This window comes from Margalitia sp. FSL K6-0131 (genome assembly GCF_038008735.1).
GTDB lineage: Bacteria > Bacillota > Bacilli > Bacillales > Bacillaceae_C > Margalitia > Margalitia shackletonii.
In genome coordinates, this window is the sequence record NZ_JBBOZS010000001.1 from 3,187,115 (window position 1) to 3,202,851 (window position 15,737).

Genomic DNA, 15,737 nt, shown 5'->3' on the forward strand with positions numbered 1-15,737 from the left:
ATGAACACTTTTTTATGTTGAATATTACTCCTTATGATTAAGCTTATCATAAGCTAATTGAAGCTGAATAAGAACTTGCTGTTTACCTGTTCCTCCATAACTATTTCTTGCATCCACAACATGTTTCGGCTGTAATACGGCATAAATATCATCACCAAATAATGGACTAAATGACTTATATTCTTCCAACGTTACATCTAATAAAAATTTCTGATGTTCGATGGCAAATAAAACGATTTTTCCGATAACCTCATGTGCCTGACGAAAAGGAAGTCCTTTTGTTACTAAATAGTCAGCGATATCTGTGGCATTCGAAAAGTCCTGCGAAACTGCAGCATACATTTTATCTTGGTTTACCGTCATTGAATCGATCATTGGTGCTAACAAGCTTAAAGAGCCCTCCAATGTTTCAACTGTATCGAACATTCCCTCCTTATCTTCTTGCATATCCTTGTTATACGCAAGCGGCAGGCCCTTAAGTACGGTCAAAAGTCCAATTAAATTGCCATAAACCCTACCTGTTTTCCCGCGCAAGAGTTCCGGAACATCCGGATTTTTCTTTTGCGGCATAATACTTGATCCAGTACAAAAGGAATCATCGAGCTCAATAAATTGAAATTCTTGGCTTGACCAGAGAATCATTTCCTCTGAGAGTCTTGAAATATGTGTCATTAAGATGGATCCGATCGATAAAAATTCCAATATAAAATCACGGTCACTAACAGCATCTAAACTATTCGGATACATTTGGTCAAAATGCAGGAGTTCAGCAGTACGTTCTCGATTAATAGGGAAAGTGGTTCCTGCCAAAGCACCTGCTCCAAGTGGTAGCCAATTGATGCGTTTTAGACTATCCTCTAATCTTTCTTTATCCCTTTCCAGCATCCAAAAATAGGCTAGGAGGTGATGAGCAAATAGAATGGGCTGTGCTCTCTGCAAATGTGTATACCCTGGCATAAGTGTATCCACATTTTCTTCCGCTTGCCTCACAATCGCTTTTTGTACTTCTTCTACCAGCTTAATGATTTCCGTTGTTTTCCTTCTAAGATATAAATGCATATCTGTTGCCACTTGATCATTTCGACTTCTCCCTGTATGAAGCTTGCCTGCCCCTGGGCCGATCTCATCGTGTAACATTTTTTCAATATTCATATGAATATCTTCATGCTCAACTGCAAATTCGACTTTGCCTTCGATAATTTTCTTTTCTATTTTCTCTAGTCCTATAATAATGGCATCAGCATCTTCGGCAGGAATAATTCCGCATTCTCCGAGCATTTGCACATGTGCAAGGCTACCTTCAATATCCTCCAAAGCTAATCTTTGATCGAAATGGATCGACGAGGTAAATTCATCCACTAGTTTATTTGTTTCTTTTGTAAAACGTCCGCCCCATAGTTTTTTCATCATGATCCTCCTAGGTATTTGTGATTCACTATACTAATTATCCCTTTAGGATCGTATCTTTTGAATGAACATCTGCATACACTTTTGTAGGTAACCCCCATAGTTTAATAAATCCTACAGCTGCGTTATGATCAAATAAATCTCCTTTAGAATAAGTGGCCAGTTCTTCATTATACAAACTATGTGCAGATTCGCGGCCAACAACGACATGATTACCCTTATGAAGCTTTACACGAACTTTACCACTTACAACTTTTTGTGTTTCATTCACAAAAGCATCTAATGCGGGTTTAATTGGAGAGTACCATAATCCCTCATAAAGAATTTTGGAAAAATGCTGGTCTATCATTGGTTTAAACTGTGTCACTTCACGTGGCAATGTTAAAAATTCTAATTCCTTATGAGCATTAATTAATACTAATGCTGCCGGATTTTCATACACTTCACGTGATTTAATTCCAACAAGACGATTTTCAATATGATCGATTCTTCCAATACCATGTTTGCCAGCTTTAACATTCAAATGTTCTATTAAACTGACAAGATCCATTTTTTGATCATTCAGTGCGACTGGTTCCCCATTCACAAACGAGATTTCCAAGTATTCCGGTTCATCCGGTGTTTGTTCAATGGGATTAGTCCATGCGAAAGCTTCCTCCGGTGCCTCATTCCATGGATTTTCTAAAAAGCCAGCTTCACAGGCTCTCCCCCAAATGTTTGCATCTATCGAAAATGGATTATCCAGATCAACAGGAATAGGAATGCCTTTTTCTTCCGCATAAGCAATTTCCTCATCACGAGTCATTCCCCATTCCCGAACAGGTGCTACCACCTTTAGCGACGGATTAAGCGCTTGAATGGAAACCTCAAAACGAACTTGATCATTTCCCTTTCCAGTACATCCATGCGCAACGGCTACCGCTTCTTCCTGTTCTGCAACTTCAACAAGTAGTTTAGAGATTAATGGACGGCTTAGTGCAGATGATAATGGATATTTTCCTTCGTAAAGGGCATTTGCCTTTAGTGCCGGTAAAATATATTCTTTTGCAAGCAATTCCTTCGCGTCAACCATAATCGCTTTTATTGCTCCCACATTTAATGCCTTTTGACGAATAGCTTCTAAATCTTTTCCTTCCCCAACATCGATACCTAGAGCAATAACATCATAGTTATATTTTTCTTGCAGCCATTTTATGGAGACAGATGTATCTAATCCGCCTGAATAGGCTAAAACAATTTTCTCTTTGCTCATCTTTATCTCTCCCTCTCAATCTATAACATGTATAAATATATAATATTGTGGATTTTTATACAACGAAATCCAAAAAAATTTTTTACAATAATAACAGTTTTAAAATAGCTTTTTGTGCATGCAGACGATTTTCTGCCTCATCAAAAACAACTGAATGCGGACCATCTATTATGCTTGCAGATACCTCTTCACCGCGGTGTGCGGGTAAGCAGTGCAAAAAGATAAAATCCTTTTTCGCCAGTTTACAATTCTCTTCATTTACTTGATAAGGAGAAAATACCGTCATTCTTTCGGATACCTCGTTTTCCTGCCCCATACTGGTCCATACATCTGTTACAACCACGTCGGCGTCTTTCATCATTTCTGCAATATTATCACTTATTTTTAGTGACAATCCGTTTGTCTTTGCATCTGATACCGCCTTTTGAAAGATTTTTTTATTGGGTTCATAACCTTTAGGGCATGCAATGGAAAGGTTCATCCCTACCTTCAATGCGCCTTCCATTAAGGAATGACACATATTATTATTTCCATCCCCGACATAACACATTTTTAATCCGGATAGCTTTCCTTTCTTTTCATAAATCGTTAATAGGTCTGCTAACACTTGAGTTGGATGATGCAAATCGGTTAAGCCATTTATAACTGGGACAGAAGAATACTTTGCAAATTCCTCCACCACCTCATGTCCGTAAGTTCGGATCATAAGAGCATCCACGTATCTTGACAGAACCTTCGCCGTATCGTGTATGGTTTCTCCTCTTCCTAATTGGATATCTTTCGAGCTTAAAAAGATAGCCTCTCCTCCTAATTGGAGCATCCCAACCTCAAAGGACACTCTTGTTCTAGTCGAAGATTTTTCAAATATCATCCCCAACACTTTCCCTTTTAAATACGGAATGTTCTTACCGGCTTTGGTCATTTTTTTTAATTCCATTGCTTCTTGCAATAATGCATGAATTTCATCACTCGATAATTCCCCTAATGTTAGAAAATCCTTTCCTTTAAAATCATTTTTATCGTCTTCATTTAAATGGACAGCTAAATTAGACATTTTACATCTCCCTTTCATCAAGGCTCTTTTCTTAAAGTTTGTTGCTTTTAAAGACTGAGTCCCTATATACATCATTAAATAGGTCATGAATAAATAACCTTTATAAGAAAAGATGCCACGAAACTAAGTCCTTATTAGGAATTATAGTCATTTGCGAAAAGCAACAACCTATACGAAAACAGCCTCCATTATTCATGTACTAAAAGTCGACTATAGTCATTTAATGCTTTGACCTGTATGTTTTTATTTTTTAATAAAGATATATAGGCTGCGAAAGTATCAACCGAAGTAAACAATGGAATGTCGTAAAGAGTAGACAGCTCTCTCATATGAAATCCTGCTTTATCCTTATTTCCACCAACAGTCGGGATAATAACGGCTGCCTCAACAGGATTATCCTTCAGAACCGTAACCAAATCTGCAAGATCTTTGGATGTTTGCGTAACCGTCAATCCGTTATATTGTAAAAATTTCGCAGTACCGGGAGTAGCAATAATATTAATCCCTTGATCATATAGCTGTTTTAATAATGGAAACATGTTATTTTTTTCCCTTTCTGCAATGGAACAAAATAAAAATGCATTGCTTGCCAAAGGCTTATTCATTACTTTTTGAAAAGCTTCTTCAAACGTACTTCCTATCCCAAGCACTTCACCTGTTGACTTCATTTCAGGTCCGACTACAGGATCCACATCCTTTAACTTATTGGATGAAAAAGCAGGTAATTTAACCGCAACAAGAGATGGTTCATCTGTAAGACCGGTAAATTGAAGGGACTGACCTAATTGGACTCGGATTGAATATTCTACCATTGGAATTCCAGTTACTTTGCTAAGGATTGGCACCGTTCGCGATGCTCTTGGGTTCACTTCCAGTACATATATTTCATCTTGGTGAATGACATATTGAATATTTGCTGACCCAACGATACCAGCTTCACAGCAAATTCTCCTTGCGTATTCTACTAAACTATTAATCTGTGTATCTGTAAGAGTCTGCGGAGGGTATACGGCAATACTGTCGCCTGAATGGACACCAGCCTTCTCAATATGCTCAAAAATTCCCGGGACAAAGACTTCTTTTCCATCACTAATGCAATCAAGCTCACATTCTAAGCCTGGAATATACGGATCTACCATTAATGGCCATGCCCTTTCATCTAAATGACCAAGAGCTTGAATATACGACTCTAATTCTTCCTTTTTATAGATAATTCGCATATACTGTCCGCCAATAACATAGGATGGGCGAACTAGTACAGGAAATCCTAACTTTTCCGCAGCTTCCAAAACCATTATTTTACTTGAAGCCATTTCCCCTTTAATATGTGGAATATTTAATTTTGTTAATAACTGATAAAATAGCTTCCGATCCTCTAACAAATCTATTTTTTCTATACTTGTTCCAAACAGTTTTACCCCAACATCCGCTAAATCATTTGCTAAATTTATGGCGGTTTGACCGCCAAATTGAATAAATACTCCCTCTGGCTTTTCTTTTTCAATTATCGAAAGAATATCTTCCACCGTGATAGGTTCAAAGTATAAACGGTCCGCTACTGAAAAATCAGTACTTACTGTTTCTGGATTATTGTTTATGACAATTGTTTCATATCCGAGCTTTTTCAAAGCGTTCACCGCATGAACAGAGGCATAATCAAACTCAATTCCTTGACCGATTCGAATTGGTCCAGACCCTATGATAATGGCCTTCTTTCGATAGGTAGTCTCCACTTCATCAAAGCCATTCCATGTTGAATAATAATAAGGGGTTACGGCTTCAAATTCGGCTGCACATGTATCAACTTGCTTATAAATTGGTTTCAAATTCCAATTATTTCTCTTTGCTCGAACTTCCTTCTCTTTACACTTCAATAGTTTAGCTAAATGAATATCACTAATATTCATTTGTTTAGCTTTTTTTAATAGAGTAAAAGAAATAGTGTCAATCGAAAATTCCTGCAGCTCCATCTCGAATTGAATCATTCCCTGCAATTTCTTTAAAAACCACTGGTCAATTTGAGTAATCTGATAAATTTCATCAAGACTCATCCCATTTCGAAAGCTTTCCGCAATAGCAAACAGCCTTAAATCTGTTGCTTCTTCCATATGTTTAGTTAATTTCTCAGAAGAAGCCCCTTCCATCATCGAATGTGTAAGACCAGACAGTTTCATTTCCAAAGAGCGCAACCCTTTATTTAATGCTCCTTCAAATGTTCTGTCAATAGCCATCGTTTCACCAGTAGCCTTCATTTGCGTTCCGAGCTTACGATCTCCTTCCGGAAACTTATCAAAAGGAAAACGTGGCAATTTCATGACCACATAATCTAGTGCCGGTTCAAAAGCAGCATACGTATTGCCTGTTACCGGGTTAAGGATTTCATCTAATTGATAGCCAACAGCACACTTCGTTGCGATTCTGGCAATCGGATAGCCTGTAGCTTTGGACGCTAATGCAGAAGATCTGCTGACACGCGGATTCACTTCAATGACATAGTACCCGTTTGAACTAGGATCTAATGCAAATTGAATATTACATCCCCCAATGATTCCTAGTGCTCGAATGATTTTTAAGGATGCATTGCGAAGAATTTGGTACTGCTCGTCAGATAATGTTTGTGACGGTGCAACGACAATTGAATCTCCTGTATGAACACCGACAGGATCGAGATTTTCCATATTACACACGATGATGCACGTATCATTTGCATCTCGTATGACTTCATATTCGACCTCTTTCCAGCCTTTGATACTTTTTTCAATCAGTACTTGATGGATTGGGCTCACTTTTAACCCTTTGTGAAGAACCTTTTCCAGTTCCAGATCGTTCGCTGCAAAACCGCCGCCTGCACCGCCGAGAGTGTAAGCGGGACGGATAATAAGTGGATAACCAGATACTTTTGCAAATTCCATTCCTTCATCCATCGTGTGAATGATTTTAGATTGTGGAATGGGCTCTTTAATCTCTTCCATTAAACGTTTAAATTGGTCGCGATCCTCAGCCTTACGAATCGAATCCACCGGTGTTCCTAACAGCTTCACTTGATATTTTTCAAGAATGTGTTTTTCATAGAGCTGGACCGTCAGATTTAAGCCTGTTTGCCCTCCTAATGTTCCGATTATTCCTTGCGGTTTTTCCTTTTTTATGATTTCTTCAATCGTTTCAATGGTCATTGGCTCAATATAGATTCGATCCGCAATCGTTTCATCTGTCATAATGGTAGCTGGATTACTATTTAATAAAACGACCTCAATCCCCTCTTCCTTTAAAGCCAGACAGGCTTGAGTCCCCGCATAATCAAACTCTGCCGCTTGCCCAATGACGATGGGACCTGAACCAATAACCAACACTTTCTTTATTTCTTTATTGAATGGCATATGACAAAACTCCCGTTGTTCCATTTAAAATTCGGATAAATTGATCAAAAATAAATTCTGTATCCTGCGGTCCCGGATGAGCCTCAGGATGAAATTGGACCGTATAGATTGGTAATGTCCTATGTGAAAGACCTTCCACGGTTCCATCGTTCACATGACGGTATGTGATACTGAATAGATCACCATTTATTGTTTCATCCACCACAACATATCCATGATTTTGGGAGGTCATCATTACTTTTCCGGTCTCAAGCTCCTTTACCGGATGATTAGCTCCACGATGTCCGTATGGCAGTTTTTTTGTTTGGGAACCATATGCTAATGCAATTAATTGATGCCCTAAGCAAATGCCGAGGGTGGGGTAAGCAGCACTAATTTTTTTAATATCCGGCAGCCATTTTTTCATTGCCATTGGATTCCCCGGACCATTGCTTAATACAACTCCATCTGGATACATTTTATCTATTTGTTCCAAAGTATAATGATATGGTACAACCGTCACTTTACAGTTTCGCTTTAACAAATAGGTCAATATGGACTTTTTGCAACCGAAATCCATTAGAACAATATGCGGTCCATCGTTTTCATAGGTAATTACAGTCTTCGTAGATACTTTTTTTATATAAAAAGGGTCCGATACATTTGGGAAAGAAACGTTTTTATCTTTTGAAATAATCCCTTTAACCGTACCGCGGTTGCGAATCGTTTTCACGAGTGCCCTTGTATCGACTCCTGTTAAAAACGGGAGATCCTTCTTCTCTAATATTTCTCCAACTGAACTGTTAGATTTAAAGTGATTTGGCGTTTGCGAAATTTCATTTGTTACAATTCCCTTTGCATAATAATCATTACTTTCATGATCGAATGGGTTCATTCCGTAATTACCGATTAACGGATAACAAAAAACGATGATCTGCCCTGCATAGGAAGGATCCGTCATAATTTCTTGATAGCCTGTCATACTCGTATTAAACACCACTTCACCAATAGTGTTTTCGGTTGTTTGACCATATAAAAGACCGGGGAAAATTTCACCCGTTTCTAAGATGAGATATCCGTTTTCCAATCTTATCTCTCCATTTTCGCTAGGATTTTTTTAAAGCTTATTAAAAACAGATCCATTTCTTCATTCGTTACGGTTAATGGTGGTAAAAGACGAACCACGTTTTCTCCCGCAGTTAAAATTAAGAGTTTTTCCTCTCGTGCTAACTCAACCAAATATCCTGCATTTTCCAACACTATTCCAATAAGCAATCCTCTTCCCCGCACTTCTTTGATTTGCGGATAGACGGTTTTCAACTTTTCCAGTTCTGAAAAGAAATATTTGCTTTGACTCTGAACGTGCCCGAGAACTTCATTACTAAGAATATATTGGACAGTTGCAAGCCCAGCCGTTGATGCAAGCGGGTTTCCACCAAAAGTGCTGCCATGTGTGCCTGGTCCAAATGCCTTTGCAACATGTTCCTTCGCAAGCATTGCTCCAATGGGAAAGCCTGACCCTAAACCTTTTGCCGAGGTAATAATATCCGGTTCAAAATTATATTGCTCATAAGCAAATAGTGTACCAGTTCGCCCCATTCCTGTTTGTACTTCGTCTACAATGATTAAAATGTCATTACATTTACTGATGGATACGAGTTTCTCGATCCATTCCTTATCAGCCGGTATTACTCCGCCTTCCCCCTGAACTAATTCAAGCATAACTGCTGCTGGAGATTGATTCTTCAAGTAGTCCAAAGCAGAGCTATCATTGTATGGCAAATAGGTAAAACCTTCCAATAATGGCTCAAACCCTTTTTGAATCTTCTCTTGACCAGTCGCTGAAAGTGTTGCCATGGTTCTGCCATGAAAGGATTGCTTAAAAGTAACAATTTCCGGATTATTTATTTGCTTTATTTGACTAGCGTAAAGACGTGCTAATTTTATTGCTGCTTCATTTGCCTCTGCTCCACTATTGCAGAAAAAAGCCACATCGAAACAGCTATTTTCCGTTAAAATTTGTGCTAAGTCTTCTTGTATTTTGATTTGATAAAGATTCGAGCAATGCCATAGTTGATCAAGTTGGTTGACGAGTGCATTTTTTACTGCCTCAGGAACATGACCAAGATTACACGTAGCAATTCCTGAGGTAAAGTCTAAATATTGGTTTCCATTTTCATCCCACACAAAGCTTCCTTTTCCCTTTGCAATCGAAAGCGGAGCCCGCTTATAGGTATTCATCAATGAGGATGTTTTAAGCATCTGCAAATTCCTCCTCCAAACAAACTAAAGTACCAATTGGTTCCTTCTTTACATATTTGATTAGGTTATCTTCTTCTAAGCCATTCATGATCACAAACTCTTTAACCCCTTGTTCGATACAATCAATAGCCGCTTTTACCTTTGGAATCATCCCTCCTTTAATGACACCATTTTCAACATATTCTTCTATTTGTGTTTTTGTAATTGTTGACAGTACTTTTTTATCCTTCATTACACCTGGTACATCCGTGATCATACAGATTGGTGCATGAAATGCTTTAGATAATGCAGCGGCGACTTCATCTGCGTTAATATTAAGCGGTCTATTGTTTTGATCGACTGCAACTGGGGAGATGACCGGAATATACAAATCATGCAGCAATAAATCTAGTAAGCTTTTATTTATCGAAACAATTTCACCTACCAAACCAACTTTTTCATGGTTTGCCACAAGTTTCGCCTCCAACAGCTTTCCATCCGCTCCGCTTAATCCAATTCCTTTTGCTCCTGCAGCTAATAGGTTTCTTACTATTTGTTTATTAGCAGTACCTGATAACACCATTTCCACCACTTCTAAAACAGGTTCATTTGTCACCCTGAGTCCATCGATAAATTTCGTTTCCATTTGTAATTTATCCAGTATCGTTGACACTTTAGGACCCCCGCCATGAACAATAATAGGTTTAATATGATAATCAGTTTGCAATACAGCTACATTTTGATAAAAGGAGTCAGACAATTTTTCTGCAATACTGCCCCCACACTTAATAATTAAATAACACATGTAAAATCCTCCAACTTCTCATGTACGGTATGAAGCGTTAATTTTGACATAGTCATAGGATAAGTCACATCCCCATGCAGTTGCAGCTCCATGCCCTTCTCCTAGATCAACAAAGATTTGAATGGTTTCCGATTGTAAATATTGCTTTGCCTCTACTTCAGAGAATGGTGCAGGCAAGCCATTTTCTACTACTTTGATTTCCCCAAGTGAAACTGTTAATAGGTCTGGATTTACGATGACACCGCTATAACCTATCGCATTGACAATTCTTCCCCAATTCGCATCCTCTCCAAAAATAGCCGCTTTCACTAAGTTTGAGCCAATGATGGATTTACTAATAATTTTTGCATCAATAGAAGATTTTGCGCCGTAGACATGAGCTTCAACTAGCTTAGTTGCCCCTTCACCATCACGGGCAATTTGTTTGGCAAGTGATGTGCAAATCTCTTTTAATCCTTCTAAAAATACTGGCCACTCAGGATGGGATTCCGACAATTCTTGATTGCCTGCAAGCCCGTTGGCCATTATAAGCACCATATCATTCGTACTTGTATCACCATCCACGGTAATCATGTTAAAGGTCTCGTTTACCGTCATTTTAAGTGCTTGCTGCAATGATGAAGGATTTATCTTTGCATCGGTTGTTATAAATCCAAGCATCGTTGCCATATTTGGATGAATCATTCCTGATCCTTTAGCGGTTCCGCCTATAGTAACATAACGATCATCAATGAATAGAGAGACACATGCATTTTTCACAAATGTATCTGTTGTAAGAATGGCTTCACTAAAGCCCTCTGCATGATGAATTTCGTCAACTTTCGGAATTTGTGTAATACCAGATTTTATCTTATCCATTGGCAGCTGCTCCCCAATTACTCCCGTTGAACAAACAGCCACCTCATTCTCTTGTAAATTTACTTGTTCTGCGAACCATTTTCTCATTAAAAAAGCGTTCTGTATGCCTACTTCCCCTGTGCACGCATTAGCGTTTCCGGAATTGATAATAACCCCCTGTAAAAATGGGGAAAAAGCTAAACTTTCTTGCGTAACCTTCAAAGGCGCAGCTTGAAACTGGTTGGTTGTATAAACAGCAGCTGATACAGCAGGCACCTGGGAATAAAGCCAGCCAAGATCCTTTCTTTTCCTTTTTAATCCACTATGCATTCCTCCTGCCTGGAAGCCAATTGGAGTTGCAACATTTCCATTTTCTATTTTCATTAGGCTTTCTTTATCTAGTTCAATTTGTTTGCCTTTAACCATTACATTCCCTCCAGAAATTCCTTTTATCATTTCACCATCATGGATAGATTGGGATTCCATTTAACCCTGTCCTTTCATCCCAACCGGCTATAACATTTAAATTTTGAATAGCCTGACCTGCCGCCCCTTTTACTAAATTATCGATTACAGAAATAATGGTTATCCTCCCCGTTCTCTCATCAACATTTAACCCGATATCACAATAATTTGAACCATATACTTCCTTTGTTGATGGCAACTTATCTTTCGGTCTAATACGAATAAAGCTTTCTTCTAAATACGTTTCTTGATAGAGTTCCAACATTTCTTCTAAACTCATATTTTTCTTTAAATTTGCATATATCGTACACATAATTCCCCTTGTCATCGGAATTAAATGAGTTGTGAAGGTCACAGTAGCCGGAAATCCGCAAATATTTTGAATCTCTTGCTCGATTTCTGGGATATGCTGATGCTTTCCAAGTTTATAAGCTGTCACATTTTCATTAACTTCTGAGAATAGACTCCCTACATTTGGTTTTCTTCCAGCACCAGAGACTCCTGATTTTCCGTCAATGATGATGGAATTCATATTGATTACATTCGCTTTTAAAATTGGTGCGAGCCCAAGAAGGGTGGCAGTTGGGTAGCATCCTGGATTGGCAATTAATGTTGCCTTCTTTATTTCATTACGATTTATTTCCGTTAACCCATAAACGGATTTCTGCAAGTCTTCTATATTTGCAGATTTGTTTTTATACCATTTTTCGTATAAGTATTCATCTTTCAAACGAAAGTCCCCTGATAAATCAATGCAAATAATATCCCTCTCTATAAGTTGGGGGATGATCTCTTTTGAAACTCCTGATGGAGTAGCAAAAAACAAAACATCTACTTTACTTTGTATTTCGTCTGGATTCCATTCCTCTAATGACTTTTCAAATATATAATGAAAATGTTTATATTGGTCTGTTAATAGAGACCCCTTCGTGGAATTTGATATTAACATTTCGATTTCTACATTTGGATGCTGATGTAATAAACGTATAAGCTCGGCACCCCCGTATCCATTGGCGCCAATAATACCAACCTTCACCCGTTTCATCTCCTATAAAACAATTTCGTATTTTTGTATTATTATAAACACACAGGAATATTTATGCAATGAATTTTATAAAAATAGTTAAATATCACTATTTTTTTATTATAAATAACCACTGATTATGTATAAATATAAAAAAGAGCTGTCACCAATTGGTGACAGCTCTTTTTTAAGATTTAACTATTCTTCGCTTTATTTTTAAATTGTTCATAACTACTTTGCAATTCTTGCAAACGGCGTTTTCCATCTTCACGATTGCGGACATTTTCTTGTTCAATTGCTTGGGTTTCCTCCAACCCCTTCATAATAATACTCCAAGTTTCTTCAATTGTTTCTATTTTAATGCTGGAGCTTCCGGCAAGGCGTGCAATTTCTGCAGATTGAGCGGAAACATTTTGTGCATTTCTTATCAACATTTCATTCGTTCTTCTATCTAATTCATTCATGGAATCCGCCACTAGTTTTTGTCGTTTCGCTGCTATTGCGTTAATTAAGCCTGTTTTAAAAATTGGTATCGTCGTAACAAACGCGGAATTAATTTTAGCAATAAGCTTTGTATTCCCTCTTTGCAACATCCTGATTTGTGGAGCCGATTGAAAGGCTACTTGCTTTGCCATTTCTAAATCATATGCACGTTGCTCAAGTAGTTCCACAGCATTTCGCACTGAATCTAATTCCATTTGGGCAAGCTGATCCATATTTGCAGCACGGCTTTCCAGTTGCGGAAGCACATTATTCCTAATGTCCTCGATTTTTAATTCTGCAGCAACAATATACTTTTCCAGCTCCATGTAATAATTAAAATTTTCCTCGTACAATTGCTCTAACGTTACAGTAGAATTTTTCATTTCCGTTTCATATTTTTTGATTTCAACATATACTTTGTCAATTTCACTGCCCATCGTTTGATATTTTGCCATGATTTTTTCGATAAATTTCTTGCCTTTTCCAAACATTTTGGAGAAAAGACCCTTGTCCTCAACAAAATCTTTGCTGTCAAACTTGTCCATAATTTTACCTAAGTGCTTTAACAACGCACTTGATTCTTCCATACTGCTTGATTTTATCGAATTTAACACGCGGCCAGAAAAAGCAGATATTTGATTAGCAGGTTCCTTCCCAAATTCTAATAAAGCCAGCTGATCTTTTGTATCAATTTCCTGAGCTAAATGGACAACCTCTGGATCATTACGTAATTGTAATTTCAAATCGTTTGGATTCTGCAGTACTTCTTCCTTTTTTTCGAGATTGAGAGTTTGTAATTCATTCACATTTACTGACATTCTACTTTTCACCTTTTTCTAAAATAATTTATGAATAAATTTTTTAATCAATACACTTGGTTTATTACGATGCTTTTCTAAATTCTCCTCAAAACTAACTTCTTCTAACCAATGAGAATCAAAAATGGAGGAGTCGATAAATAATTCAATATCATTTTGTCCAGTAGGATTATACAGTAATATATCTATTCCCATTTCATTTAACAATAACAGCAGTGCCGCATCACTTCTATTTATCTCTCCACTGCTGCCATTATTATAAATCACGATTCTTGGAACCGTCTGTGAATAATCAAATTGCTGTAGCAGCTTGATTATCGTATCTGGAATCTCCATAACAGCAGAAAACATATAAAGTTTTAATTGTTCCTCTGTTTCATGCTCCAATTTAGTAAGCAACGCTTTATCTACATATCTTGAAATGGCTGAAGCAAGTCCAATCTGAAGTCCCTCTGGCATTTGTTTATATCTCCACCAGTTTCCTTTTACCATTTTCATTGGATCCAGTTTTCCATTTGTTAATGCATTTTGATAATGATATAACTGATTTCCTTTTACCGGACTTGTTATTGGAAAACGGATATGCAAAGATGATAAATCAAAATCCGTTATTTCTTGTACTCTGCCCCAATATTCCTTTTGATTAGTTGATATCCCTAATACCTTTGCAAAAATACTTGGAATATAGACCGTTTCATTTTTCACTTCAAAACTTGGCCTTATAAAAGCTTTTTCCCTCATGATCAGAAAAATTTCATCGTAGGTCGTCTTTAGTGTAATCGATTGCGGCTTATAGGAACGAAATTGCCACGGTCTATATAGCAATGAATTGTCTGAATGAAGCACTCTTTCCATTTCCTGCGAAGCTTTTTTAGCAACAGTAGATTTTCTTACAGGCTTGTCCTCCGGAAATTCCATTAATGGCTTTACAGAAGGATAAGTAAAAACACTAATAGAATCATCCTTAAAATCTATTAAAACATCCTTTCCTTCCGGATGAAAAAGCAACACATCAAAGCCTAGTAAAATCAAAAAGTATAAAAAATAGCTCTGGCTTTTAGTGGCATCTCCATACCATACTACTCTTGGAACTTCCCTCTTCAAATCTATGTCTTTAACCCAAAGATTGATATGATTCCAAGACCATTTAACGGTATCCACAATTAATCTGCGAAAATCAGGATGTAATAAATCGGGATGATTATCCTGGTATATTTGCAACAGCTGAATATAAGCTGACCTATAATGTCTGTACCAATCCCCTTTGTCTTTTAAAGGAAGCAGTTTTTCGCCCTCCATGAATGCAACAAATCGGTTAATAGATAATCCTTTTTGATCATGGTGAATATTCATGATCCTTTGGATAGATTGGAACATATCATTGGAGATAGCCTTATCCAACTCCTTATCCAGATGATGAACTGGAAAATCCGCTTCATGAACAAGTGAATACAAAAATTCAAGATAATCCTCTTCATCCATAGGACAGCCCATAAATTTTCCCGTTACTTGTATATATTTGACTTGACCATCAGCGTCCAAATACTGACCTCTTTCTGATAAAGGGAGGCCAAATAAACTCTGCCAATCCTGTTGTTCGAGGTCAACCTTTATAGGGTGAATATTCACAGCAGGTCCATTCCTTTCAAAAAATCCTAATATCTATTTAAAAATTTCAGAAGCATGTCTGTATAATACTTTTTATTTAGATGCATACTAATAAGAATATAGACTATTTTGGAGGTCTATTTGTATGTTCAAATACAAAATCAACCAGAAGATCACAGAAGAAGTAAAAGGATTGGTAAACGAAATGTTTCAATTTAAAATCCTTTTGTTTTTTGAGTTCGTCGGATTTTCCTTATTATTTTCATTTGTAACAGAAACATTGATAAGTCCAAAACCCAACTTTCTTCTTGTATTTATCCCATTTCTCATCACAGTTTTACTGCTATACTGGATTACGAAAAGTATAAGAGTAAAAAAATAACCTAT

At 37.3% G+C, this 15,737-nt stretch carries 12 protein-coding genes; 1 reads left to right on the forward strand and 11 read right to left on the reverse strand.

Annotated elements, in window-relative coordinates:
• Positions 1–24 precede the first annotated feature (24 nt).
• The 11 genes from argH to NSQ59_RS15730 form a co-directional block, all read right to left on the reverse strand.
• A complete protein-coding gene (argH, locus tag NSQ59_RS15680) occupies positions 25–1,407 on the reverse strand; it encodes an argininosuccinate lyase (protein WP_340832228.1) in 1,383 nt (460 codons plus the stop codon).
• A 37-nt stretch (positions 1,408–1,444) separates the two neighbouring features.
• Positions 1,445–2,659, reverse strand: a complete 1,215-nt coding sequence (locus NSQ59_RS15685; RefSeq protein ID WP_340832230.1) for an argininosuccinate synthase — start codon at positions 2,657–2,659, stop codon at positions 1,445–1,447.
• Between the two features lie 82 nt (positions 2,660–2,741).
• Positions 2,742–3,713: an ornithine carbamoyltransferase gene (gene argF / locus NSQ59_RS15690; RefSeq protein ID WP_340832232.1), complete on the reverse strand. Its 972-nt coding sequence runs from the start codon at positions 3,711–3,713 to the stop codon at positions 2,742–2,744.
• 188 nt (positions 3,714–3,901) lie between these two features.
• Positions 3,902–7,090, reverse strand: a complete 3,189-nt coding sequence (gene carB, locus NSQ59_RS15695; protein WP_340832234.1) for a carbamoyl-phosphate synthase (glutamine-hydrolyzing) large subunit — start codon at positions 7,088–7,090, stop codon at positions 3,902–3,904.
• The gene (locus tag NSQ59_RS15700; RefSeq protein ID WP_055740225.1) at positions 7,077–8,156 is read right to left on the reverse strand and encodes a carbamoyl phosphate synthase small subunit; all 1,080 of its coding nucleotides are present in this window, start codon (positions 8,154–8,156) and stop codon (positions 7,077–7,079) included. The genes carB and NSQ59_RS15700 overlap by 14 nt, the downstream gene beginning before the upstream one ends.
• 2 nt (positions 8,157–8,158) lie before the next feature.
• Positions 8,159–9,331: an acetylornithine transaminase gene (locus NSQ59_RS15705; protein WP_055740226.1), complete on the reverse strand. Its 1,173-nt coding sequence runs from the start codon at positions 9,329–9,331 to the stop codon at positions 8,159–8,161.
• Positions 9,324–10,115 carry an acetylglutamate kinase gene (argB, locus tag NSQ59_RS15710; RefSeq protein WP_340832238.1) on the reverse strand — a complete coding sequence of 264 codons (792 nt, stop codon included), beginning with the start codon at positions 10,113–10,115 and terminating at the stop codon, positions 9,324–9,326. The genes NSQ59_RS15705 and argB overlap by 8 nt, the downstream gene beginning before the upstream one ends.
• 18 nt (positions 10,116–10,133) lie before the next feature.
• Positions 10,134–11,378, reverse strand: coding sequence for a bifunctional ornithine acetyltransferase/N-acetylglutamate synthase (gene argJ / locus NSQ59_RS15715; protein ID WP_340832239.1), 1,245 nt, complete (start codon positions 11,376–11,378; stop codon positions 10,134–10,136).
• A 37-nt stretch (positions 11,379–11,415) separates the two neighbouring features.
• Positions 11,416–12,462 carry an N-acetyl-gamma-glutamyl-phosphate reductase gene (argC, locus tag NSQ59_RS15720; RefSeq protein ID WP_187356655.1) on the reverse strand — a complete coding sequence of 349 codons (1,047 nt, stop codon included), beginning with the start codon at positions 12,460–12,462 and terminating at the stop codon, positions 11,416–11,418.
• Between the two features lie 173 nt (positions 12,463–12,635).
• Positions 12,636–13,742 carry a toxic anion resistance protein gene (locus NSQ59_RS15725; RefSeq protein ID WP_055740229.1) on the reverse strand — a complete coding sequence of 369 codons (1,107 nt, stop codon included), beginning with the start codon at positions 13,740–13,742 and terminating at the stop codon, positions 12,636–12,638.
• A gap of 18 nt (positions 13,743–13,760) precedes the next feature.
• Entirely contained in the window at positions 13,761–15,371 is a 1,611-nt protein-coding gene (locus NSQ59_RS15730; RefSeq protein ID WP_340832243.1) for a YceG family protein, read from the reverse strand.
• A 124-nt stretch (positions 15,372–15,495) separates the two neighbouring features.
• On the opposite strand from NSQ59_RS15730, the gene NSQ59_RS15735 reads away from it, so the two are divergent.
• Positions 15,496–15,732, forward strand: coding sequence for a hypothetical protein (locus NSQ59_RS15735; protein WP_126647469.1), 237 nt, complete (start codon positions 15,496–15,498; stop codon positions 15,730–15,732).
• Positions 15,733–15,737: the final 5 nt, after the last annotated feature.

Excerpts from the sequence above, each read along its gene's own strand:
- NSQ59_RS15705 (WP_055740226.1), bottom strand. The coding sequence starts at position 9,331 with ATGCTTAAAACATCCTCATTGATGAATACCTATAAGCGGGCTCCGCTT.
- argF (WP_340832232.1), bottom strand. The coding sequence starts at position 3,713 with ATGTCTAATTTAGCTGTCCATTTAAATGAAGACGATAAAAATGATTTT.
- carB (WP_340832234.1), bottom strand. The coding sequence starts at position 7,090 with ATGCCATTCAATAAAGAAATAAAGAAAGTGTTGGTTATTGGTTCAGGT.
- argC (WP_187356655.1), bottom strand. The coding sequence starts at position 12,462 with ATGAAACGGGTGAAGGTTGGTATTATTGGCGCCAATGGATACGGGGGT.
- argB (WP_340832238.1), bottom strand. The coding sequence starts at position 10,115 with ATGTGTTATTTAATTATTAAGTGTGGGGGCAGTATTGCAGAAAAATTG.
- NSQ59_RS15725 (WP_055740229.1), bottom strand. The coding sequence starts at position 13,742 with ATGTCAGTAAATGTGAATGAATTACAAACTCTCAATCTCGAAAAAAAG.
- NSQ59_RS15735 (WP_126647469.1), top strand. The coding sequence starts at position 15,496 with ATGTTCAAATACAAAATCAACCAGAAGATCACAGAAGAAGTAAAAGGA.
- argJ (WP_340832239.1), bottom strand. The coding sequence starts at position 11,378 with ATGGTTAAAGGCAAACAAATTGAACTAGATAAAGAAAGCCTAATGAAA.
- NSQ59_RS15685 (WP_340832230.1), bottom strand. The coding sequence starts at position 2,659 with ATGAGCAAAGAGAAAATTGTTTTAGCCTATTCAGGCGGATTAGATACA.
- argH (WP_340832228.1), bottom strand. The coding sequence starts at position 1,407 with ATGAAAAAACTATGGGGCGGACGTTTTACAAAAGAAACAAATAAACTA.